This is a genomic window from Leifsonia sp. NPDC056665 (genome assembly GCF_042791795.1).
GTDB lineage: Bacteria > Actinomycetota > Actinomycetes > Actinomycetales > Microbacteriaceae > Leifsonia.
Genome location: NZ_JBHTXK010000003.1, coordinates 36,371 through 56,223 on the forward strand (window position 1 = coordinate 36,371; position 19,853 = coordinate 56,223).

General features: G+C 71.8%; 18 protein-coding genes. 11 read left to right on the plus strand and 7 right to left on the minus strand.

The genetic code is table 11. The features are described 5' to 3' along the window. Positions 1 to 34: 34 nt before the first annotated feature. Together ACFQ9V_RS04500 and ACFQ9V_RS04505 are read right to left on the minus strand one after the other, a co-directional pair. Positions 35 to 1,411: an alpha/beta hydrolase gene (locus tag ACFQ9V_RS04500; RefSeq protein ID WP_382457970.1), complete on the minus strand. Its 1,377-nt coding sequence runs from the start codon at positions 1,409 to 1,411 to the stop codon at positions 35 to 37. Between the two features lie 88 nt (positions 1,412 to 1,499). Beyond that, complete coding sequence (locus ACFQ9V_RS04505) at positions 1,500 to 2,522, minus strand: LacI family DNA-binding transcriptional regulator (protein ID WP_382457971.1); 1,023 nt, start codon at positions 2,520 to 2,522, stop codon at positions 1,500 to 1,502. 143 nt (positions 2,523 to 2,665) lie between these two features. Between ACFQ9V_RS04505 and ACFQ9V_RS04510 the strand changes: the two genes are divergently transcribed. The 3 genes from ACFQ9V_RS04510 to ACFQ9V_RS04520 all read left to right on the plus strand — a co-directional run bounded on the left by ACFQ9V_RS04510 (position 2,666) and on the right by ACFQ9V_RS04520 (position 7,212). Next, on the plus strand, positions 2,666 to 4,060 hold the full coding sequence (locus ACFQ9V_RS04510; protein WP_382457972.1) for an MFS transporter: 1,395 nt from the start codon (positions 2,666 to 2,668) through the stop codon (positions 4,058 to 4,060). A gap of 13 nt (positions 4,061 to 4,073) precedes the next feature. Further along, positions 4,074 to 6,539, plus strand: a complete 2,466-nt coding sequence (locus tag ACFQ9V_RS04515; protein WP_382457973.1) for a glycoside hydrolase family 3 protein — start codon at positions 4,074 to 4,076, stop codon at positions 6,537 to 6,539. 124 nt (positions 6,540 to 6,663) lie between these two features. Beyond that, positions 6,664 to 7,212: an isochorismatase family protein gene (locus ACFQ9V_RS04520; RefSeq protein WP_382457974.1), complete on the plus strand. Its 549-nt coding sequence runs from the start codon at positions 6,664 to 6,666 to the stop codon at positions 7,210 to 7,212. 6 nt (positions 7,213 to 7,218) lie between these two features. Here the strand turns inward: ACFQ9V_RS04520 and ACFQ9V_RS04525 are convergent, their stop codons facing one another. Further along, a complete protein-coding gene (locus ACFQ9V_RS04525) occupies positions 7,219 to 7,701 on the minus strand; it encodes a hypothetical protein (RefSeq protein ID WP_382457975.1) in 483 nt (160 codons plus the stop codon). 47 nt (positions 7,702 to 7,748) lie between these two features. Between ACFQ9V_RS04525 and ACFQ9V_RS04530 the strand changes: the two genes are divergently transcribed. After that, positions 7,749 to 8,864 carry a class I SAM-dependent methyltransferase gene (locus ACFQ9V_RS04530; protein WP_382457976.1) on the plus strand — a complete coding sequence of 372 codons (1,116 nt, stop codon included), beginning with the start codon at positions 7,749 to 7,751 and terminating at the stop codon, positions 8,862 to 8,864. 54 nt (positions 8,865 to 8,918) lie between these two features. Here the strand turns inward: ACFQ9V_RS04530 and ACFQ9V_RS04535 are convergent, their stop codons facing one another. Then, complete coding sequence (locus ACFQ9V_RS04535; RefSeq protein ID WP_382457977.1) at positions 8,919 to 9,812, minus strand: glycerophosphodiester phosphodiesterase; 894 nt, start codon at positions 9,810 to 9,812, stop codon at positions 8,919 to 8,921. Positions 9,813 to 9,984: 172 nt separating this feature from the next. Here ACFQ9V_RS04535 and ACFQ9V_RS04540 point away from each other — a divergent pair, with 172 nt between their 5' ends. The 5 genes from ACFQ9V_RS04540 (at position 9,985) to ACFQ9V_RS04560 (ending at position 14,628) form a co-directional block, all read left to right on the plus strand. After that, on the plus strand, positions 9,985 to 10,653 hold the full coding sequence (locus ACFQ9V_RS04540; RefSeq protein WP_382457978.1) for a GNAT family N-acetyltransferase: 669 nt from the start codon (positions 9,985 to 9,987) through the stop codon (positions 10,651 to 10,653). A 232-nt stretch (positions 10,654 to 10,885) separates the two neighbouring features. Continuing rightward, complete coding sequence (locus ACFQ9V_RS04545) at positions 10,886 to 12,307, plus strand: APC family permease (RefSeq protein ID WP_382457979.1); 1,422 nt, start codon at positions 10,886 to 10,888, stop codon at positions 12,305 to 12,307. Positions 12,308 to 12,429: 122 nt separating this feature from the next. Beyond that, positions 12,430 to 13,065, plus strand: coding sequence for a hypothetical protein (locus ACFQ9V_RS04550; RefSeq protein WP_382457980.1), 636 nt, complete (start codon positions 12,430 to 12,432; stop codon positions 13,063 to 13,065). An 83-nt stretch (positions 13,066 to 13,148) separates the two neighbouring features. Beyond that, entirely contained in the window at positions 13,149 to 13,946 is a 798-nt protein-coding gene (locus ACFQ9V_RS04555; protein WP_382457981.1) for a YcnI family protein, read from the plus strand. A 1-nt stretch (position 13,947) separates the two neighbouring features. Further along, positions 13,948 to 14,628: a copper resistance protein CopC gene (locus ACFQ9V_RS04560; protein WP_382457982.1), complete on the plus strand. Its 681-nt coding sequence runs from the start codon at positions 13,948 to 13,950 to the stop codon at positions 14,626 to 14,628. Between the two features lie 72 nt (positions 14,629 to 14,700). On the opposite strand, the gene ACFQ9V_RS04565 is transcribed toward ACFQ9V_RS04560, so the two are convergent. Next, positions 14,701 to 15,069 carry a hypothetical protein gene (locus tag ACFQ9V_RS04565; protein ID WP_382457983.1) on the minus strand — a complete coding sequence of 123 codons (369 nt, stop codon included), beginning with the start codon at positions 15,067 to 15,069 and terminating at the stop codon, positions 14,701 to 14,703. A gap of 99 nt (positions 15,070 to 15,168) precedes the next feature. Between ACFQ9V_RS04565 and ACFQ9V_RS04570 the strand changes: the two genes are divergently transcribed. Further along, complete coding sequence (locus ACFQ9V_RS04570) at positions 15,169 to 17,331, plus strand: ATP-dependent Clp protease ATP-binding subunit (protein WP_382457984.1); 2,163 nt, start codon at positions 15,169 to 15,171, stop codon at positions 17,329 to 17,331. A 22-nt stretch (positions 17,332 to 17,353) separates the two neighbouring features. Here ACFQ9V_RS04570 and ACFQ9V_RS04575 read toward each other — a convergent pair whose 3' ends face one another. Continuing rightward, positions 17,354 to 17,968, minus strand: coding sequence for a GNAT family N-acetyltransferase (locus ACFQ9V_RS04575; protein WP_382457985.1), 615 nt, complete (start codon positions 17,966 to 17,968; stop codon positions 17,354 to 17,356). A 130-nt stretch (positions 17,969 to 18,098) separates the two neighbouring features. Here ACFQ9V_RS04575 and ACFQ9V_RS04580 point away from each other — a divergent pair, with 130 nt between their 5' ends. After that, the gene (locus ACFQ9V_RS04580; RefSeq protein ID WP_370055083.1) at positions 18,099 to 19,148 is read left to right on the plus strand and encodes a zinc-dependent alcohol dehydrogenase family protein; all 1,050 of its coding nucleotides are present in this window, start codon (positions 18,099 to 18,101) and stop codon (positions 19,146 to 19,148) included. A 74-nt stretch (positions 19,149 to 19,222) separates the two neighbouring features. Here ACFQ9V_RS04580 and ACFQ9V_RS04585 read toward each other — a convergent pair whose 3' ends face one another. Then, positions 19,223 to 19,813 (minus strand): nitroreductase family protein, encoded by a 591-nt coding sequence (locus ACFQ9V_RS04585; RefSeq protein WP_382457986.1) that lies wholly within the window; start codon positions 19,811 to 19,813, stop codon positions 19,223 to 19,225. Between the last annotated feature and the right edge of the window lie 40 nt (positions 19,814 to 19,853).

A 19,853-nucleotide genomic window follows, 5' to 3' on the forward strand; every position in this document is an offset into this window, starting at 1 on the left:
GGACATTCGGCACGAAAAGTGCGGGCTGGGCGGGTCAGGCGGGGTCGGCCTCGGCGCGGAGGCGGCGCCCGCGGCGGAAGAACAGCAGCAGCTGCGCCCCGAGGAACACGGCGAGCACGCTGAGGTCGACGATCGTTACGGTTCCGGCGACCGACCCCGCCTGCGTCAGGCCGCAGGCGCGCGCGTTCTGGTCCGGAGTGCAGAGCAGCCGATCGGCCTGCGCCGCCACGGCGCCGGACGAGACCCACACGCCGATGAGCTGGTTGTACGCGGTCTTCAGCCCGGGCTCCAGCGCCTGGGTGTGGGTGGAGTTCGGCACGGCCCAGTAGGTGACCTTCCACCCGGCCTTCTCGGCGGCGGTCGCGGTCGCCTCCACTTGCGGGCGGAAGTGGGTGTCCAGCGCGCCGGTGACGAAGATCGCCCTCGTCGGCTGCGGGTAGCGGGTGGACGCGAGGATGTTCGCCGGCCAGGTGGCCGCGTAGGTCGCCTGGCTGCCGCCGTAGTAGGTGTCGCGCGTGTAGTACGGCCGGTGCTCGCCCGGCTTGTCCGGCCCGGAGATGGACACGACGTTCGCCCAGATGCCGGGGTGCTTCGCGCCGAGGTAGGCCGCGCACTCGCCGCCGTGGGAGTATCCGGCGATCGCCCAGTTCGCGCGGTCGCCGCTCACGGGGAGGTTGCCGCGGATCCAGGCCGGGACGTCCTTCGACAGGTAGGTGTCGAGCTTGCCGGCGCTGGTGTCGCTGCACGGCGGGTTGGCCTTGATGTTCCCGAGCTGGTCCACCACGAGGATGAACGGCGCGTCGTCCAGCCGTTCGCCGCCGATGCCGTGGAGGGCGTCGAGCGTCGCGCCGAGGGTGGGGTTGCCCGGCTGCCCCATCATCATCTCGACGACGGGACGCGTGCTGGACGGGTCGCGCAGCCAGCCCGGCGGCACGAAGAGGTGCGCGTCGCGGGCCGAGAACCCGGAGGCCGTCGGCGGGATGCGCACGGTGAGCTGGGCGCCGTTGGTCAATGTCTGCTCGGTGACCGGGACGGCCTTCCCCGCCACCGTCGCCGTCGCGAGGGTGGGGGCGATGGTGAGCGCTCCGGCGGCGACCCCGGTCAGCCCGATGACGACTGTGAGCGCGATCGAGAGGACCCGGAGCCGGCCGGCCGACTGCAGCGCGTCCCCGAGCGCGAGCGGGATCGCGACGGAGGCCAGCGCGATCGCGAACCAGCCGATCCCGCCCAGGTCGGCCCGCGGCGCGAAGAGGCACCACGCGATGATGAAGGCGAGCCCGACGACCTGGCCGATGACGACGACGCGCACGGTCGACCCCGCGCGGAACCGCCATCCGCGCGCGGCGAAGCGCACCACCGGGTAGGCGGCGAGCAGCCCGAGAGCGAGCGTGAGCCAAGCGAGAGTCCCCACGGCTTCAAGCCTAAGCGGGCCGACTGGGCGTTTCGGACGGAGGGCGGCCCCGTAACCGGGTGCCGCTCGTGGAGGGGTGGCGCCGTCGTCAGCGCGTCGGCGCCGCCGACGACTCCCGCGCCTCCAGCCGGATCGGCGGCGCCTCCAGCAGCTCCACCCGCTCGCCGGCGCGCATGCGCGCGAAGGCATCCAGGAGCGTCCCCGCCAGCGCGTCCGCGTCGAACGTGACCGTGCTCAGCCGGGGCAGGAAGTCCGCCGCTCCCGGGTGGTCGTCCGCGCCGACAACCGAGAGGTCGGCCGGCGCCCGGAGGCCGGCGTCCGCGAGCGCGCGGATCGCGGCCATCGCGAGGCCGTCGTCGGAGGCCGCGATGGCGGTGGGCGCGTGCGTGTCGTAGCGGCGGCCGTGCGCCCAGTCGCGGAGGGTGCGGGCCGAGGCGGCCGCGTGCGTGACGTCGAGCCGGATGCCCAGCAGGTCGGCGGTCTCCCGGGCGCCCGCTAGGCGTTCTGCGGCTGCAGGGCCGGGCGTTGCGGGGGCGAGGTAGACGATGTGGTCGTGGCCGAGTGCCACGAGGTGCTCGACGGCCAGGCCGCCGAACGGGCGCTGTGGGATGACGAGCGACGGCGCGTAGTCGACGGCCACGGTGCCGTGAACGACGAGCGCGCGCACGCCTGCGAGCCGCAGCACCTCGGTGGCCTCCGCGTCGCAGCGCGCGGCCTCGGCGAGCACGGCCTCCGGCCGCAGCTTGGCCCAGAGCTGGCCGGCCTCCGCCCCGGTCGTCGCGGTGTCGGCGTGCCGGAGGGCGTCGATGCCGTCGTCCACGGTGCGGGAGAGCAGAGCGTCCAGCGCCCGGGCGACGGTGGCGCCGTGGTCGATCGCGGAGGACGCGACGAGCAGCCCGGCGACGGACTCGCCGCTCGCCAGTGACCTGGCTGCGGTGTTGGGCGTGTAGCCCAGCAGACGGGCGGCCTCCAGCACGCGGTGCCTGGTGTCGTCGGAGACCCGGGAGTTCGGCTTGTCGTTGAGGACGAACGACACGGTCGCGCGCGAGACGCCCGCCGCGAGCGCGACGTCGGCGCTGGTCGGGGCTTTGACGACCTGGGGCGTGAACATGGTGTGCTCAGTCTATGTCTCGGCAATGGATCTGCTTACTCGCGTCAGCAAAACCGAGCGATGGCTTGTATTCGAGGAAGGCGGTGGCGTATGGTTACGCGTGTTAGCACGCAACGTCGCCTGCTCTGAAAGGACAACCTCCCGTGACAACGCCGTCTGATGACTTCCCCGAGGGCCCCCGCCCGGTCCAGCCCACCCTCCCCCCGAACCTCTCCGGCGCGCCCGACAGCGTGGCGCTCGGCTCGACGCTGACCACCGCCGACTCGGCGTTCTCGGCAGCCCCGACCTCCGCGGTGTCGGCCCAGGCGCCGCAGAAGGTCAAGGTGCGCGGCAAGCTGCTGAAGCTGATGCTGTGGATGGCGGTCGCCAACGTCGCTGTGTTCAGCATCTGGGGCGCCGTCCCCGGGCTGCTCCTCCCGACGCAGATCGCGAACATCGTCGGCGACAAGGCGAGCGTCGGGACGTACGGTCTGATCGCGACGATCGGGGCGTTCGCGGCCATGATCGCGCAGCCGATCGCCGGCCTGGTCTCCGACCGGACCAGGAGCCGGTTCGGCCGGCGCGCGCCCTGGATGGTGGCCGGCGCCCTCCTCGGCGGCCTCTCGCTCATCTTCATGGGCTCGTCGAACACCATCCTCCAGATCGGGATCGGCTGGGTGATGGTGCAGGTCTGCTACAACTTCGCGCAGGGACCGCTGTCGGCCATCCTGCCCGACCGGGTGCCGAGCGGAGCCCGTGGATCGTTCTCCGCCTTCTCCGGGCTCGGCCTGATGGTGGGCGCGCTCGGCGGCAGCATCGTCGGCGCCATGTTCCTGTCCAACCTGTCGCTGGGCTACCTGGTCTTCGCCGGAATCGCCGTGATCGTCCTGGTCCTCTTTGTCGTCTTCAACCCGGACCGCTCGAACAAGGGCGAGCCGAAGCCGCCGCTCAACCTCGGCGCCTTCCTCAAGACGTTCTGGGTCAACCCGGTCAAGCACCCCGACTTCTTCTGGGGATTCACCGGCCGCCTGCTCCTCTACGCCGGCTACTTCATGGTCACCGGCTACCAGCTCTACATCCTCCGCGACTACGTCGGGCTGGGTGCGAAGGCCGGCGGCTACGTCCCGCTGCTGAGCCTGATCAGCATGGTCGGCACGATCATCACCACGCTGATCGGCGGTCCGCTGTCCGACAAGCTCGGACGCCGCAAGGTCGTCGTGATCGTGGCGGGCAGCGTCATGGCTGTCTCGATGCTGTTCCCGCTCATCTTCCCGTCGATCGTCGGCATGATGCTGTTCGCGTTCGTCGCGGGTCTCGGCTTCGGCGCCTTCCAGGCGGTGGACACGGCCCTGATGAGCGAGGTGCTGCCGTCGAAGGACGACTTCGCCAAGGACCTGGGCGTCCTGAACATCGCGGCCACCCTCCCGCAGACCCTCGCCCCCGGGATCGCCGCCCTGATCATCCTCACCTTCGGCGGCTACGCCGCCCTGTTCCCGGTCGGGATCGTGATCGCCCTCCTGGGTGCGTTCGCCGTCCTCCCGATCAAGTCCGTCCGCTAGGAGCACCACCGTCATGACCGACACCACCACCGCCACCGACGTCGCCGACGAGTTCCTCGACGGCCTGCTCGGCTCCCTCTCGCTCGAGCAGAAGGTGCGCCTCCTCACCGGCGCGTCCTTCTGGACCCTTCACGACGAGCCGCAGGTCGGCCTGGAGACCATCGTGGTCTCCGACGGCCCCGCCGGCGTCCGCGGCCAGCTCTGGGACGAGCGCGACTCCTCGGCAAGCCTCCCGTCGCCGACCTCCCTCGCCGCGTCGTGGGACGTCGAGCGGGTGCACCGGCTCGGGCAGCTCATCGCGGCGGAGGCCCGCCGCAAGGGCGTCGGCGTCGCGCTCGGCCCGACCGTCAACATCCAGCGCTCGCCGCGCGGCGGCCGCCACTTCGAGGCGTACAGCGAGGACCCGTGGCTCTCGGGCGTCGTCGGCACCGCCTCCGTGAAGGGCATCCAGTCCTGCGGTGTCGGCGCCACGCCCAAGCACTACGTGGCGAACGACAGCGAGACCGACCGGATGACCGTCGACGTGCAGGTGGACGAGCGGACGCTGCGCGAGGTATACCTCGCCCCGTTCGAGCGCATGGTCGTGGAGGGCGGCGCCTGGCTGGTGATGTCCTCCTACAACTCGGTCAACGGCGTCACGATGACCGAGAACGACCTGCTGCGCGCGCCGCTGAAGGAGGAGTGGGGCTTCGACGGCGTCGTGGTCTCCGACTGGATGGGCGTGCGCGACACCGTCGCCGCCGGGAGCTCGGCGCAGGACCTCGCGATGCCCGGCCCGGAGGGCGTCTGGGGCGACGCGCTGGTGCAGGCCGTGCAGGCCGGCCAGGTGGACGAGGCCGCCATCGACGAGAAGGTGCGCCGCATCCTCCGGCTCGCCGGGCGCCTCGGCGCGCTCGATGGTGTGGAGGCTGCGGCCCCGCTCGCCGAGCCGTGGCCGCAGGAGCGCATCGACGCCCTGTTGCGCGAGGCCGCGGCCGACGGGATGGTGCTGGTGCGCAACGACGGCGTGCTGCCGCTCGACCCCGCCGCCGCGCCGACCGTCGCCGGGGTGGGCGAGCATGCCCGCATCGCCCGCACGCAGGGTGGTGGCTCCGCGACGGTGTTCCCCGACCACGTCGTCACCCCGTTCGACGGGCTGGTCGAGGCGTTCGGCGCAGAGCGGGTCCGCTACGCGGCCGGCGTGAAGTCGTCGGAGTCGGTCCTCCCGATCGACGCGCGCGTGGCGACCGACCCCGTGACCGGCGAGCCCGGCGTGCACGTCCGGTTCCTCGCGGAGGACGGCGCCGTGCTGCTCGACGAACACCGCGCCTCCGGCAAACTGGTCTGGCTCGGCGACCCGATCCTCGGCGAGACCGCCGTGGTGGAGGCCACCGCCGAGTTCACCGCGCCCGAGGACGGCGAGTACTCGGTCGGCTTCGCAGGCCTCGGCCTGTTCCGCTTCGAGGTGGACGGCGAGCTGAAGAGCGACGGCCTGTTCTTCCCGGAGGGCACCGACCCGTTCATGGCGTTCCTCAACCCGCCGAAGCAGTCGTTCCCCGTCGAGCTGAAGGCCGGCCAGAGCGTCTCGCTGCGGCTGGAGCACCGCCCCCAGCAGCAGGCCGGGCTGGCGGCCGTCATGTTCACCTTCGGCTACGAGGAGCCGTTCGCCGACCCCGAGGCCGAACTGGCGCGCGCGGTCGAGCTCGCCGCGGCCTCCGACGTCGCCGTGGTCGTCGTCGGCACGACCGAGACCCTGGAGTCGGAGGGCTTCGACCGCACCGGCCTGCGCCTCCCGGACGGCCAGGACGAGCTCGTCCGCCGGGTGCTCGCGGTCAACCCGCGCACGGTCGTGGTCGTCAACTCCGGCGGCCCCGTCATCCTCCCCTGGCTGGAGGAGGCGCCGGCCGTGCTGCTCACCTGGTTCCCGGGTCAGGAGACCGGCGGCGCGCTCGCCGACGTGCTCACCGGCGCCCGCGAGCCCGGCGGCCGCATCCCGACCACCTGGGCCGCCGACGAGGAGGACGTGCCGGTCTGGCAGGTCGAGCCGATCGACGGGAAGCTGTTCTACGACGAGAAGCTCAACGTCGGCTACCGCGAGTGGCTGCGCCGCGCGGCCCTCGGCGGCCCGGCCCCGGCCATCCCGTTCGGTCACGGCCTCGGCTACACCGAGTGGGAGCTCGGCGAGGCGACCCTCGACGGGCGCACAGTGAGCGTCCCGGTGACCAACGTGGGCGACCGTGCGGGCAAGCAGGTCGTGCAGGTGTACCTGTCGCGCGTCTCCGACTCGGACATCGAGCGGCCCGTGCTCTGGCTGGCGGGCTACGCCCTGGTCCGTGCGGAGGCGGGGGAGGCCGCGGTCGCGACCGTCGAACTGGAACCGCGCTCCCTGCAGCACTGGTCGGTCGACGACCACGCCTGGCGCACCGAGCCGGGCGAGTATGCCGTGCAGGTCGGCACGTCGGTCGCGACGCTCGGGGAGCCGATCCGGTTCACCGTGTGACCCGGGGCGGCAGTGCGCCGTCCCACAGAAGCCCGCCCCCTCGGCCGTGATGATCCGGCCGAGGGGGCGCACCATTTCCTCCGGCCGCCGACCCGAGTACCGTCGGTGCGGTGAGGGGGACGACATGACGACACTCCAGGGCCGCGAGGGCTCCGCACTGCTGGTGATCGACGTCCAGAACGGTGTCATCGGCGGCGCGTACCGCCGGGACGACGTGGTCGGCAACATCCGCGGCCTCGTCGACCGGGCGCGCTCCGAGGGCGTCCCGGTCGTCTGGATCCAGCACTCCGACGAGAACGTCGAGTACGGCAGCGAGGCGTGGCAGTACGTGCCGGAGCTGTCGCGCGACGACGCGGAGGCGCTGGTGCCCAAGCACTACGCCGACGCGTTCGAGGAGACGCAACTGGAGGATGTGCTCGCCGCCGCGGGCGTCGGCCGGCTCGTGGTCACCGGCTCGCAGACGGACGAGTGCATCCGTTCGACCATCCACGGCGGCCTCGTGCGCGGCTACGACGTGACGCTTGTCGGCGACGCCCACACGACGGAGGACTTGAGCGAGTGGGGCGCGCCGACGCCCGACCTCGTCATCGCGCACACCAACCTGTACTGGGGCAACCACCGGGCGCCCGGGCGCACGGCGGAGGTCGTAGGGACCGCCGACGTCACGTTCTAGGCGACGTCACCTTCCAGGCACGGGGATCCCGGAGACCCTGACCACCTCGAGCGTGGTCAGCGTCACGCCGCCTTCGCAGCGGTCCACCCGGATGGGCATCCCCGGGAGGTCGACCGCGAACCAGAAGAGGAGCGTGGCATTCCCGCGCCGCACCCTGTAGCGAAGGCACCGGCGCTGGTCCAGCGGCCCGAGAAGCTCCACGCGGTCGATCGTCGTGTTCTCCACCGGGAAGGCGGCGTGCTCCTGCAGCTCCAGCCACGTGGACCGCTCGCGCTCGACCCCGCCGGCGGGCCGGCCCTCCCCGTCCACGGGCGTGTCCTCGATCCAGGCGCCCTCCTCGTCGCCCTCCGCGAACCGGATCGCGGTCAGCCCGTCGGGGTGGCGGACCACCGACACCCGCCCTTCGGGGCAGCCGGCGCGGATCTCCGCGGCGGTGAACGGCGTCGGCGCGAGTCCGGGCGCGAGGACGTGCGGGTCGGGGTCGGTCATGGCTCAGGAGTACCACACCGCGCGGTCCCGTCTGATTGACTGAACCGGTGTTCCCCTACGAGCGCCTCCGCCGCCGCCCCGACGTCGAAGCGCAGAACCTCTTCGCGTCGGACGCCGCCGACCGGCTGATCGCCGACCTCGCCGGCGACGACGTCCTCCGCGACGGGCTGGTCGTCATCGGGGACGCGTACGGAGCGCTCACCCTCGCCGCGGCGTCTCGCGGCGCCCGCGGCATACGCGTGCACCAGGACCCGCTCACCGCCGAGCGGGCGCTCGACGCCAACTCCGACGACCTCGGGCTCGGTGGCGCGTACGAGCACCGGCCGCTCGACGCCTCCCTCGTCGCCGGCGCCCGCACAGTGCTGCTGCGCCTGCCGCGGAGCCTGGAGGCGCTCGCCGAGATCGCCGCGCTGACCGCAGAGCACGCGCATCCGGAGGTCGTGGTCTTCGCGGGCGGGATGCTCAAGCACATGACCACCGCGATGAACGGCGTGCTGGGAGAGGTCTTCGGCGACGTGCAGGCGTCCCTCGCCCGGCAGAAGGCCCGCGTGCTCACGGCGCGCACGCCGGAGCCGGCCGCCGAGCTCGCGCTCGACCGCTGGCCCGACCGGGCGTTCGACGAGGCGACAGGCCTCCACGTCTGCGCATACGGCGCGGCGTTCGCGGGCGCGACGGTGGACATCGGGACGCGGTTCCTGCTGACCGTGCTCGGCGACGCGGTGCCGGAGGCGAGGACGGCGATCGACCTCGGCTGCGGAACAGGTGTGCTGGCCTCCGCGCTCGCCACGTCCCGGCCGGGCCTGAGCGTGATGGCGACCGACCAGTCCGCGGCGGCGGTCGCCTCGGCGCGGGCGACCGCCGCGGCGAACGACGTCGCCGACCGGGTCGAGGTCGTGCGCGACGACGGCTTGGCCTCGCAGCCGGACGGGTCGGCCGACCTGATCGTGCTCAACCCGCCGTTCCACATCGGCGGCGCCGTGCACACCGGGATCGCGCACAGGATGTTCGCCGACGCCGGCCGGGTGCTCGCGCCGGGAGGCGAGCTGTGGACGGTGTGGAACTCGCACCTCGGCTACCGTGCCGCCCTGGAGCGTGCCGTCGGCCCGACCCGCCAGATCGCCCGCAACCCCAAATTCACCGTCACCGCCTCCCGCCGCCCCTGACCCGCCACCGCCGAGGGGCACGTAGACGCCCCTCAAACCGCGTTTTAAGGGCGTTTACGTGCCCTTCGGCGCGAGGACCTCGCGGACGCCGGAGACGACCATGCCGGAGGCGCCGCGCTTCCGTGCGGTCTCGGCGGCTGTGGCGTCAGGGACGACGTGCGCCAGCACCGGCCTGCCGAGCTTCCGCATCCGCTCCCACACTGCGGGGGAGCCGTTGTAGTCGAGGCCCAGCGTCGTCCAGCGCGCCTGCGTGGAGGTCAGCAGCTTCGCGTCGGCCTCCACCTCCGACGCGTAGTAGTACCCCCAGCCGCGGTAACCGCGCGCGGCGGCCTGGGCCGGCCAGTCGGTCGCCGTGCAGTAGCCCTTGGCCACGAAGGCGCGCGTCGGCGACGGCGTGCGGGACATGATCGCGAACAGCTCGGGGAAGTGGATGGCCGGCACGACCTTCGGGTCGACGTAGAGCACGTGGGTCGCAGCATAGGCGGCGACGATGTCCTCGAAGCGGGCGTACGGCTGCGCCGGTTGCGACGGGTTGGTGGTCCCCGCGGCCGAGATCCGGTGCTGGGAGACCTCCGCCCAGGTGTGCGCGGCCGCGACGAAGTCCGTGGTCCCCGACGTGCGGTCGAGGGTGGCGTCGTGCAGCCCGAACCAGACCCCGTCCCTCGTGCGCGCCAGCGAGACCTCCAGTGCCCTGGCCCCGAGGAGGACGGAGTTGTGGTAGCCGAGCATCGACATCTCCGGCCAATCCCGGGAGCCGCCGTGGTGCGCGACCGTCAGCATCCCGGAGCCGGTGGGCTGCGTCCCGCCCGGCGTCGACCGGTTGGACGCGGAGAGCAGCGAGCCGACGCCGACCGCTCCGGCGGCCACCACCGCGACGGCGCCCACCGACACACCGATGACCGTGCGCCGGGAGACCTTCCCGGGCTGCCGCTCCTCGTCGCCGCTCATGGGCAACCCTAGGCACATTCGGCCCCGGATTTGAAGACACCCCGTCGGGGGTCGACCGCAACGCCCTGTGCGTAGGCTATGCGACGCTTCCGGGCTTCTCACGCTGACCGCGGAGGTCGCAGCGCAGCCATAGCACGCCCGTTCTACCGTCGAAGCAGGAGAGGAGGACGCTGTGACCTCTCTCCCGCGCCGCCCGCGCCCGCTGCGATCGCTGCGCTCCCTGTGGGGTGCGCCGGTGCTCGGGCTGCCGGTCGAGGCGCACGAGGTGAGGACGGCCCGCCTGCTGCTGCGGCCCTACCGCGCGGCGGACGCAGCCGATTGGCGTCGGATCGAGGATGACGAGGAGGTGCGCCGCGGCCTCGACTGGCCGCTGCGGACCTCGCGTCAAGTGGGCGCGCACCTCCTCGCCCGCACGGCGCACCGCACGCTCTCCGCTCCCGGCGACCTCCTGGTGCTCGCGGTCGAGCACGACGGCCGCGTCATCGGCGACGTCTCCCTGCACCTGCGCACGGTCGCGCCGGAGACCCGGATCGCGGAGGTCGGCTGGCTGCAGCTCACGGCGGAGGGCGGCCACGGCTACGCCACGGAGGCCGCCCGGGCGATGCTCGACGTCGCTTTCGACGAGCTGGGCGCCTGCCTGGTGACCGCGGTCATCGAGCGGTCCAACACGTCGTCGGCCCGGCTGGCGCTCCGACTGGGCTTCCGTCTCGCGGGAGGGACGCCCGAGCGGTCCACCTTCGTCCTGTCGGAGGCCGACCACACCACCGAACGCGCGGCCCAGCCGTCCCGCGGGGCCGTCGAGACCCCGCCGCTCGGGACGAAAAGTGTCGATAATCTCTGAGTAGGCCCTCATCCGCCTCGGTTTTCGTCTGTTTCATTCACATTCACAACCGATTTCGTGGCGAAAAGGCTTGTCCTCGGGTCCGGGAATTGCTAACGTCCCCCTGTCGCATACGCGACCCTAGCCAGGGAGAGCAATGACGCAGGAATATTCCCGGCCGGATTCCGTAGCACTCGGCAACGGAGCCGACCCTCGCGGGGGCGAAGAGAAACACGCACTGCAGGCGGACGGGGTGAGCGCCGCCGGCTCCATCGTGATGGCCGTGGCGGGCAGCGCGCCCGCGTACTCGATCGCAGCCACCACAGCGACCCTCGTGGGCGCCGCAGCACTCGGCGCGCCCGCCGCACTCCTCTGGTGCGGCATCCCGATGCTCGGCATCGCGTGGGCGTTCCTCTACCTCGGCCGCGCCGACGTGAACGCGGGAGCCACGTACTCCTGGGTCGCGCGGGCCCTCCACCCCATCCTCGGCTTCCTGTCCGGCTGGGCGCTGGTCATCTCGGCCACGATCTTCATGGTCGCGGGAGCCCTCCCGGCCGGCGCGATGACCGTGACGCTGTTCGCGCCCGACCAGGCCAACAACGCGTGGCTCATCACGGGCGTCGGCGCCATCTGGTTCCTCGTGATGGCGGCGTGCGTGCTGTTCGGCGTGCACGTGACCGCCCGCGCGCAGTGGGTCATGTCGCTCATCGAGGTCGGCATCCTCGTCCTGTTCGCCGTGCTGATGATCGTGCGTGCAGCGACCAGCAGCCACGCCGGACCGTCCTTCTCGTGGGACTGGCTGGGCTTCAGCCACCTGACCGGCCAGGGCGTGTTCGTCTCGGCGGCCCTCATCGCGGCCTTCTACTACTGGGGCTGGGATGTCTCCTCGAACCTCAACGAGGAGACCAAGGACGGCCACAAGAACGCGGGCTCGGCCGGCATCATCGGCATCGTGATCGTGTTCCTGCTGTTCGAGATCTTCACGATCGCGACGCTCGTCATGCTGCCGTCGAAGACGATCGAGAACAACAGCGCCAACATCCTCTCGGTCCTCGGCGACGCCGTCTGGCCGGGCATCGGCGGCAAGATCCTCGTGGTCGCCGTCGCGCTGTCCACCATCGCGACGCTGGAGACCACGCTCATCCAGGTCACCCGCACGCTGTTCGCGATGGGCCGCGACCACACCATCCCGAAGGCGTTCGGCCGCATCCACCCGCGCTGGAAGACCCCGGCGTTCGCGACGCTCATCGTCGTCGGCGTCTCGATCATCCTGTTCGTCGGCTCCAACCTGCTCGGCTCGGTCGGCGAGATCATGACGAACGCGATCGCCTCGATCGGCATGCAGATCGCCTTCTACTACACGCTCGCGGGGCTGGCCGTGGTGGTCGCCTACCGGCGGGTGCTGTTCAAGTCGGTGAAGAACGCCATCCTGATCTTCCTCTGGCCGCTGGCGGGAGCGATCTTCATGGGTGTGATCTTCGTGATGGGCATCACGCAGAACACTCCGATCGTGAACGTCCTCGGCGTCGGCTTGATCGCCATCGGCATCGTGCCGCTGGTGCTCTTCTACCGGAAGGGCAAGGCGTACTACACACGTCGTCCGCTCGAGCTCCCCGCGGAGCTCGACGCGAAGGCCCCTGCGAACATCGACGACAGGGACCCGGCCGCGCTCTGACCCGAGCAGAACGCGGCCGCCGTCGGCCCGACGCGACCGCCGAGCACCCTCTGACCCCGAGGTGCTCGGCGGGTCGCGTTTGTGCGCCTGGACGGCTCTTCGACGCCGCGTAGAGTGGGGGCATGAGTTCGCGCGGAGCCCGGGTCGTCCGCGGCTTCGCGGCCGCCGGCGTCGCGACGCTCGTCGCCGCCCTGTTCCACATGGCGGGAGGCGGCCAGGCGCCCAGCGCCGTCGCCCTCACGCTCAGCCTGGTCTTCTCGTCGCTCGCGAGCATCGTCCTCGTCGGCCGCCGGGTCGCGCTCTGGCGCGTGACACTGTCGGTGGCGGTCAGCCAGTTCCTCTTCCACGCCCTGTTCACCCTGAGCCCGTCGGCGAGCTTCAGCGGGATGCCGATGGGCGGCCACCTCCACGCGGGCATGCACCTGACGCTGGTGCCGGGCGCAAGCACCGCGCCCGACGCTGTGACGGCCGGCCCGACCTTCCTCGGCGAGGACGTCTGGATGTGGCTGGCCCACGCCGCGGCCGCCGCGCTGACCATCGCCGTCCTGCTGCGCGGCGAGCGGACGGTGCTCGCCGTCGCGCGGTTCACCTTCTTCCGGCTGCGCCGGTTCGTCGACCGCGTCGCCGCGGTGACGCCGGCGCTGGGCCGAATCTCCACGCCGATCGACACCGTCCCTGCGACCCTGCACGGGGTGGAGGCGCTGATCGGCGCTCTGCGGCACAGGGGTCCGCCGCGGGCCGTCATCCCGGCCGGCTGAGTGCACTCGCTCGCCGCCGGGGAAGGCAGCTCACCCTCTCCTCACCCGGCCGCCTCCGCGCGGCCGAGAAACCGGACGAACCCATGAACAGCACTCCCGCGCGCACGCACGCGCGCATCCGCACCGCCCGCACCCGCACCGCTCGCACCCGCACCTGGGGCATCGCCGGCGCCGCCTCGATCGCCGCCATCGCCCTCGCCCTGGCGTCGCCGCTCGCCGCCAGCGCGCACGTCACCGTGGGACCGAACCAGGCCGCGCCGGGCAGCTATCCGACGCTCACCTTCAAGGTCCCCACCGAGTCCGCGTCCGCGAGCACCGTCAAGCTGGAGGTCGACCTCCCGACCAGCACCCCGCTCGGCTCCGTCGCCTACCAGCCCATCGCCGGCTGGAGCACGCAGGTGGTCACCGAGAAGCTGGCCACGCCTATCAAGACCGACGACGGCACAGTCACGGAGGCTCCGGTCAAGGTCATCTGGACCGCCGCGTCCGGCGTCCAGGTAGCGCCGGGCCAGTTCCAGCAGTTCGTGATCTCGGCGGGCGCGATCCCCGACACCGGCAGCATCGTCCTCCCTGTCCACCAGTACTACTCGGACGGCACGGTCGTGAACTGGGACCAGAAGACGCCGGCCTCCGGCGCCGAGCCGGAGCACCCCGCGCCGACGGTCTACATCAATGACGCGCCACCTGCCGCGGACGGCTCCGCGTCGAGCGTGCTCGCCACCTCCGGCGCGACGTCGCCCTCCAGCGCCGCCGCCTCGCCCGGCGCCGCGGCGGTCGCCATCGGCCTCGGTATCGGCGGCCTCGCGCTGGGGGCAATCGCGCTCGTCGTCGCCGTGTTCGCGGCGACCAGACGGCCGCGGACGGCCCAGAAGGAGCAGTGACATGACGAGGATGACGACACGCGTGCTCGCCGGGGTCGGCGGCCTCCTGGCGACGGTCGCGCTGGCGCTGGCGCCGTCCGTCGCCGCGAGCGCCCACGACTACCTGGTGGACACGTCGCCCGCGAGCGGTGCGACGCAGACCGAGCCGCTGACCCAGGTGAAGCTGACGTTCAACGACCGAGTGCTCGACCTGGGCGGCAACGGGTCGTCGGCGATCCTCCGGGTCACCGACGCGTCAGGCAAGCACTACGAGACGGGATGCCCGACCATCCTCGACACCGCGGTCTCGGCCCCGGTGGCGCTCGGCGTCGCCGGCGGGTACACGGTGGACTGGCAGGTCGTCTCGGCGGACGGCCACACGGTGTCGGGTTCGTACGGCTTCACGTACCAGCCGCCGGCCGGGACGGCCGCCGCGCCCGGCAGCGCCGCCTCCCGCTGCGCCCGGTCGAATGCCGTCGCGACCCCCGGCGCCGCCGCGCCCGCGCCGACCTCCACCGTGTCCACGGCCGTGCCCACCAAGGCCTCCTCCGGCAACGACCTCGGCCTGGTCATCGGCATCGCCATCGGCATCGTGGCGCTCGCCGTGATCGGCGTCGTCATCCTCCTCCTCACGCGGCGGCGCCCGCAGCCAACGGAGGACTCCCCCCCCGACACCCCCGACACCCCCGCCAACCGCAGCTGACGTCCTGACCCGAGGGGCACGTCGTTGTCACTTGTCGCCCGCGAAAGTGACAACGACGTGCCCTTCGGCGGCTCAGGTGCGCGGGTGCTCGGAGCGCGCGTCGTCGCGGGCGCGCCTTCGCGCACCGGGCGCGTCCAGCAGGGACAGCCCGAACAGCAGCCCGAGCAGTCCGAAGATCAGCAGCGCCAGCAACAGGTCGGTCCACTCGAACGGGATGAACGTTCCGTCGATCGACATCACCAGCACCAGCTCCACGATCCCGAACACGATGAAGAACAGTGCGAGCAGTGTGCGCGTGAGCCGGATGCGCCCGCGCCGGTGGACCTCCACCCGCCGCAGTTCGACCATGAGCGTCAGCAGCAGCAGCGGCAGGACTTGGGCGAGCGTCGCCGCGGTCTGGCCGTCGAGCAGTACCACTCGCGCGTCCAACGGGTCGATCATGGGAGTCAGGGTAGTCGCATCGGAATGCCTCTGGCCGATTCAAAGTTGAGCCTAGTAGACTCAACTTTGTCACAGGACTTCGAAAGGAAACCCACCAGCATGGCGAACATGCAGGGCGCCCCCTCCACGCAGGAGGACGCGAAGAGCGCGCTCGAACAGTACGGCATCAACCTCACCGAGATCGCGAAGAGCGGCAAGCTCGACCCGGTCATCGGGCGGGACGCCGAGATCCGCCGCGTCAGCCAGGTGCTGACCCGGCGCACCAAGAACAACCCGGTGCTCATCGGCGAGCCCGGCGTCGGCAAGACCGCGGTCGTGGAGGGCCTGGCCCAGCGCATCGTCGCCGGCGACGTCGCCGACTCGCTCAAGGGCAAACAGCTCGTCACGCTCGACCTCTCCGCCCTGGTCGCCGGCGCGATGTACCGCGGCCAGTTCGAGGAGCGGTTGAAGGCCGTCCTCAAGGAGATCAACGACGCCGAGGGCGAGATCATCACCTTCGTCGACGAACTGCACATCCTGATGGGCGCCGGCGGTGGGGAGGGCTCGGTCGCGGCCTCCAACATGCTGAAGCCGATGCTGGCCCGCGGCGAGCTGCGGCTGATCGGCGCCACCACGCTCAACGAGTACCGCGAGTTCATCGAGAAGGACGCCGCTCTGGAGCGCCGCTTCCAGCAGGTCTACGTCGGCGAGCCCAGCGTGGAGGACACCGTCGCCATCCTGCGCGGTCTGAAGGGCCGCTACGAGGCGCATCACGGCGTCACCATCGAGGACTCGGCCCTGGTCGCCGCGGCCTCCCTCTCGAACCGCTACATCACCGCGCGACAGCTCCCGGACAAGGCGATCGACCTGATCGACGAGGCCGCCAGCCGGCTCAAGATGGAGATCGACTCCGCCCCGGTCGAGATCGACACCCTCCAGCGCCAGGTGGAGCGCATGAAGCTGGAGGAGTTCGCGCTCAAGAAGGAGAAGGACGACGCCAGCAAGGACCGCCTGGAGCAGCTCCGCCAGCGCCTCCACGAGCAGGAGGACATCCTCGAAGAGCTCCAGGAGCGCTGGCGCGCCGAGAAGGCCGCGCTCAACCGCGTCGGCGCGCTGCGGTCGCAGCTCGAGGAGGCGAAGACCCACCGCGACCTCGCGCTGCGCGACGGCCGCTACCAGGAGGCCTCCAAGATCGAGTACGAGACCATCCCGAGCATCGAGCGCGAGCTGGCCGAGGCCGAGCAGGCCGAGCACAGCCACCCGCGGATGGTGAACGAGCAGGTGACCGCCGACGACATCGCCGCGGTCGTAGCCGCCTGGACCGGCATCCCGGTGGACAGGCTCACCCAGGGCGAGACCGAGAAGCTGCTGAACCTGGAGCACGAGCTCGGCCGCCGCATCATCGGCCAGAAGAAGGCCGTGCAGGCGGTCGCCGACGCGGTGCGGCGCACCAGGGCGGGCATCTCCGACCCCGGCCGCCCGACCGGGTCGTTCCTCTTCCTCGGCCCGACCGGCGTCGGCAAGACCGAGCTGGCGAAGGCGCTCGCCGGGTTCCTGTTCGACGATGAGAAGGCGATGGTGCGCATCGACATGAGCGAGTACGGGGAGAAGTTCTCCGTCTCGCGGCTCGTCGGCGCCCCTCCCGGCTACGTCGGTTACGAACAGGGCGGCCAGCTCACGGAGGCCGTGCGGCGGCGCCCGTACTCGGTCATCCTGCTGGACGAGGTGGAGAAGGCGCACCCCGAGGTCTTCGACGTGCTGCTGCAGGTGCTGGACGACGGCCGCCTCACCGACGGCCAGGGCCGCACGGTGGACTTCCGTAACACCATCCTGATCCTGACCTCCAACCTGGGCAGCCAGCACCTGGTCGACCCGACCCTGAACGAGATGGAGCGCGAGGAGGCCGTACTGCAGATGGTGCGGCAGGCGTTCAAGCCGGAGTTCGTCAACCGGCTGGACGACATCGTGGTGTTCTCGACCCTCACCCAGGAGGAGCTCGGCGAGATCGTGGAGCTCAACATCGACCGCCTGATGCGGCGGCTGGAGGAGCGCCGGCTGGAGCTGGCGGTCACCCCGGACGCACGGCGCTGGCTGGCCGAGCGCGGCTACGACCCGATCTACGGGGCGCGTCCGCTGCGCCGGCTGATGCAGCGCGAGATCGAGGACCGGCTCGCCACCGAGCTGCTCGCGGGCGAGATCCGCGACGGGGACACGGTGCGGGTCGACCTGGACCCGTCCGGCGAGCGGCTGGCCGTCGCGCCGGTCCGGGAGGAGCAGGCCTAGCCGCCGGTGCCGGGGCCGGCCGTCAGCGGTCGGCCTCCGTCGCCATCAGCAGGTAGCCGAACTGCTCGGCGACGACCGCGAAGCCGTGCCGCTCGTACAGCCGTTGGGCGGCGCGGTTCTGCTCCCACACCGTGACCGTGAGCCGGCGGTGGGAGGCGAGCAGCCCGGTCAGCACGCGGGAGGCGATGCCGTGGCCGCGGTGCTCGGCGAGCACGGCCAGCTCCACGACGTGCGTGCGGCCGTGCTCGTCGTGGAGCGTGACGATGCCGACCGGCTCCCCGCCCTCCAGGACGACGGAGGTCTCGGCGTCGGGGTAGCGGTCGCGACGGTCGGCCGAGTGCGCGCGGTATTTCGGTCCGAGCGCCGGATCGAGCTCTGCGCCCTCTGCTCCCGGGAGCTCCCAGCGTCGTGCATCCCGGAAGACGCGCCGGAGGAACGGCTCGTCGGCGGCGGTCGAAGGCCTCAGCGTCACCGCGCCCGGGAGGACGGCGGAGGACGTCGCCGGCAGCTCGGGCGCCGTCTCCACGGGCTCGACGGGACGCAGCCGAACGGCCCGCAGATCGCCGGCGCCCCGCTCGGACGCCCCGAGCACGAGCATGCGCAGCGCCATCACGGCACGTCGCGATACCTCGGGCACGGGCGATCCTTCCTCGGCTCGTCGCGGCGGGGGTTTCCGCGGAGCACGGATGCGAGCTTAGGGCATCCACCGGGCGCTCCTCTGGCCCGCAGAGAGGGGGTATTCACCTGCCGCGCGTAGGCTGGGAGGCATGCTTGCGACCATCATCCACGGAGAGCGCGATGTGCGCCTCGAAGAAGTCCCCGACCCCGTCCTCTCGACCGGTGGCGACGCCATCGTGCGCGTCGTGGCGGCCTGCGTCTGCGGGTCCGACCTGTGGCCGTACCGCGGCGTCACCCCCACCGCCTCCCCGCGCCGCATCGGCCACGAGTTCGTCGGTGTCGTGGAGGAGGTCGGCTCCGAGGTGAGCACGATCTCGGTCGGCGACTTCGTGATCGCCCCGTTCTACGACTGCGACATGACCTGCGAGAACTGCAAGAACGGCGTCAGCACCTCCTGCCTGCACGGCGGCTGGTGGGGCGCCGACGACCAGGTCGGCGGCTTCGCCGACGGCGGCCAGGGCCAGAAGGTGCGCGTCCCGCACGCCGACGGCTCGCTCGTCGCGACGCCGGAGTACCCGCGGGCGGAGCTCATCCCGAGCCTGCTGACCCTGTCGGACGTGATGGGTACCGGCCACCACGCCGCCGTCTCCGCCGGCGTCACCGAGGGCAGCACGGTCGTCGTGGTCGGCGACGGCGCGGTCGGCCTGTGCGCCGTGCTCGCGTCCAAGCGCCTCGGAGCCTCCCGCATCGTCGCCATGTCACGGCACGAGTCGCGCCAGGCGCTCGCCCGCGAGTTCGGCGCGACCGACATCGTCGCCGAGCGCGGCGATGAGGGCATCGCGGCCGTCAAGGAGCTCTTCGACGGCATCGGACCGGACTGCGTCCTGGAGGCCGTCGGCACCAAGGAGTCGATGGACCAGGCCATCCGGTCGGCCCGTCCCGGCGGGATGGTCGGCTACGTGGGCGTCCCGAACGGCGGCGCCGAGCTGCCCATCCGCACCCTCTTCAACACGAACGTCGGCGTGAACGGCGGCGTCGCTCCCGTCCGCAACTACGTGGAGGAGCTGCTGCAGGACGTCTGGTCGGGCGCGATCGAGCCCGGCAAGGTCTTCGACCTCGAGCTGCCGCTCTCCGAGATCGCCGAAGCCTACGCCGCGATGGACGAGCGCCGCGCGATCAAAACCCTCGTCCGCCCCTAGCCTGGAACGCCGAAGGGCACGTCGTTGTCACTTTTCCATGCGGAAAGTGACAACGACGTGCCCTTCGAGCATGTCTAGGAGTTGACGAGGAGGACGTCGTTCAGCGCGTTGCGGGTGCGCGGGGCGAGCTCGCGCTCGCGCAGCGGCTCGGGCAGTGCGTCCACGTCGCCGAGCATGCCGACGGCGGTGACGGAGACCGGCACGAACCGCTCCTCGACGCCGAACGCCGCGCGGATCCCGGCGGGGTCGAAGCCGCCCATCTGGTGGGTGTGGAGGCCGTCGTGGTGGGCCTGGACGCTGAAGTGCGCGACGGCCTGGCCGACGTCATAGGTGGCCCAACGGCGCTCGTTGCCCTCGGCGTCGACGGCCTCGGCGAGTGCGACGACGAGCGCCCCGGCGGCGCCGGCCCACATCTGATTGAAGCCCATCAGGTTGGCGACGATGGCGTCGAACGCCTCGCTGCCGCGGCGCGCGACGATGAACCGCCACGGCTGCGAGTTGTTGGCGGACGGCGACCAGCGGGCGGCCTCCAGGGCGGCGGTCAGCTTGTCCTCGTCGATCGCGGCTTCGGTGTCGAAGGCGCGGGGGCTCCAGCGCTCGGCGAGCACGGGCAGCAGCGGGAAGGACGTGTCGGCGGTACGGGTGACGGTGTCGGTCAGCGACATGGGGTGGGACTCCTCGAGGGTGGAAACAGGATCACGAGGC

Coding starts and splice junctions, on each gene's coding strand:
- ACFQ9V_RS04505 (WP_382457971.1), bottom strand. CDS start 2,522: ATGTTCACGCCCCAGGTCGTCAAAGCCCCGACCAGCGCCGACGTCGCG.
- ACFQ9V_RS04515 (WP_382457973.1), top strand. CDS start 4,074: ATGACCGACACCACCACCGCCACCGACGTCGCCGACGAGTTCCTCGAC.
- ACFQ9V_RS04520 (WP_382457974.1), top strand. CDS start 6,664: ATGACGACACTCCAGGGCCGCGAGGGCTCCGCACTGCTGGTGATCGAC.
- ACFQ9V_RS04525 (WP_382457975.1), bottom strand. CDS start 7,701: ATGACCGACCCCGACCCGCACGTCCTCGCGCCCGGACTCGCGCCGACG.
- ACFQ9V_RS04535 (WP_382457977.1), bottom strand. CDS start 9,812: ATGAGCGGCGACGAGGAGCGGCAGCCCGGGAAGGTCTCCCGGCGCACG.
- ACFQ9V_RS04550 (WP_382457980.1), top strand. CDS start 12,430: ATGAGTTCGCGCGGAGCCCGGGTCGTCCGCGGCTTCGCGGCCGCCGGC.
- ACFQ9V_RS04555 (WP_382457981.1), top strand. CDS start 13,149: ATGAACAGCACTCCCGCGCGCACGCACGCGCGCATCCGCACCGCCCGC.
- ACFQ9V_RS04560 (WP_382457982.1), top strand. CDS start 13,948: ATGACGAGGATGACGACACGCGTGCTCGCCGGGGTCGGCGGCCTCCTG.
- ACFQ9V_RS04565 (WP_382457983.1), bottom strand. CDS start 15,069: ATGATCGACCCGTTGGACGCGCGAGTGGTACTGCTCGACGGCCAGACC.
- ACFQ9V_RS04570 (WP_382457984.1), top strand. CDS start 15,169: ATGGCGAACATGCAGGGCGCCCCCTCCACGCAGGAGGACGCGAAGAGC.
- ACFQ9V_RS04580 (WP_370055083.1), top strand. CDS start 18,099: ATGCTTGCGACCATCATCCACGGAGAGCGCGATGTGCGCCTCGAAGAA.
- ACFQ9V_RS04585 (WP_382457986.1), bottom strand. CDS start 19,813: ATGTCGCTGACCGACACCGTCACCCGTACCGCCGACACGTCCTTCCCG.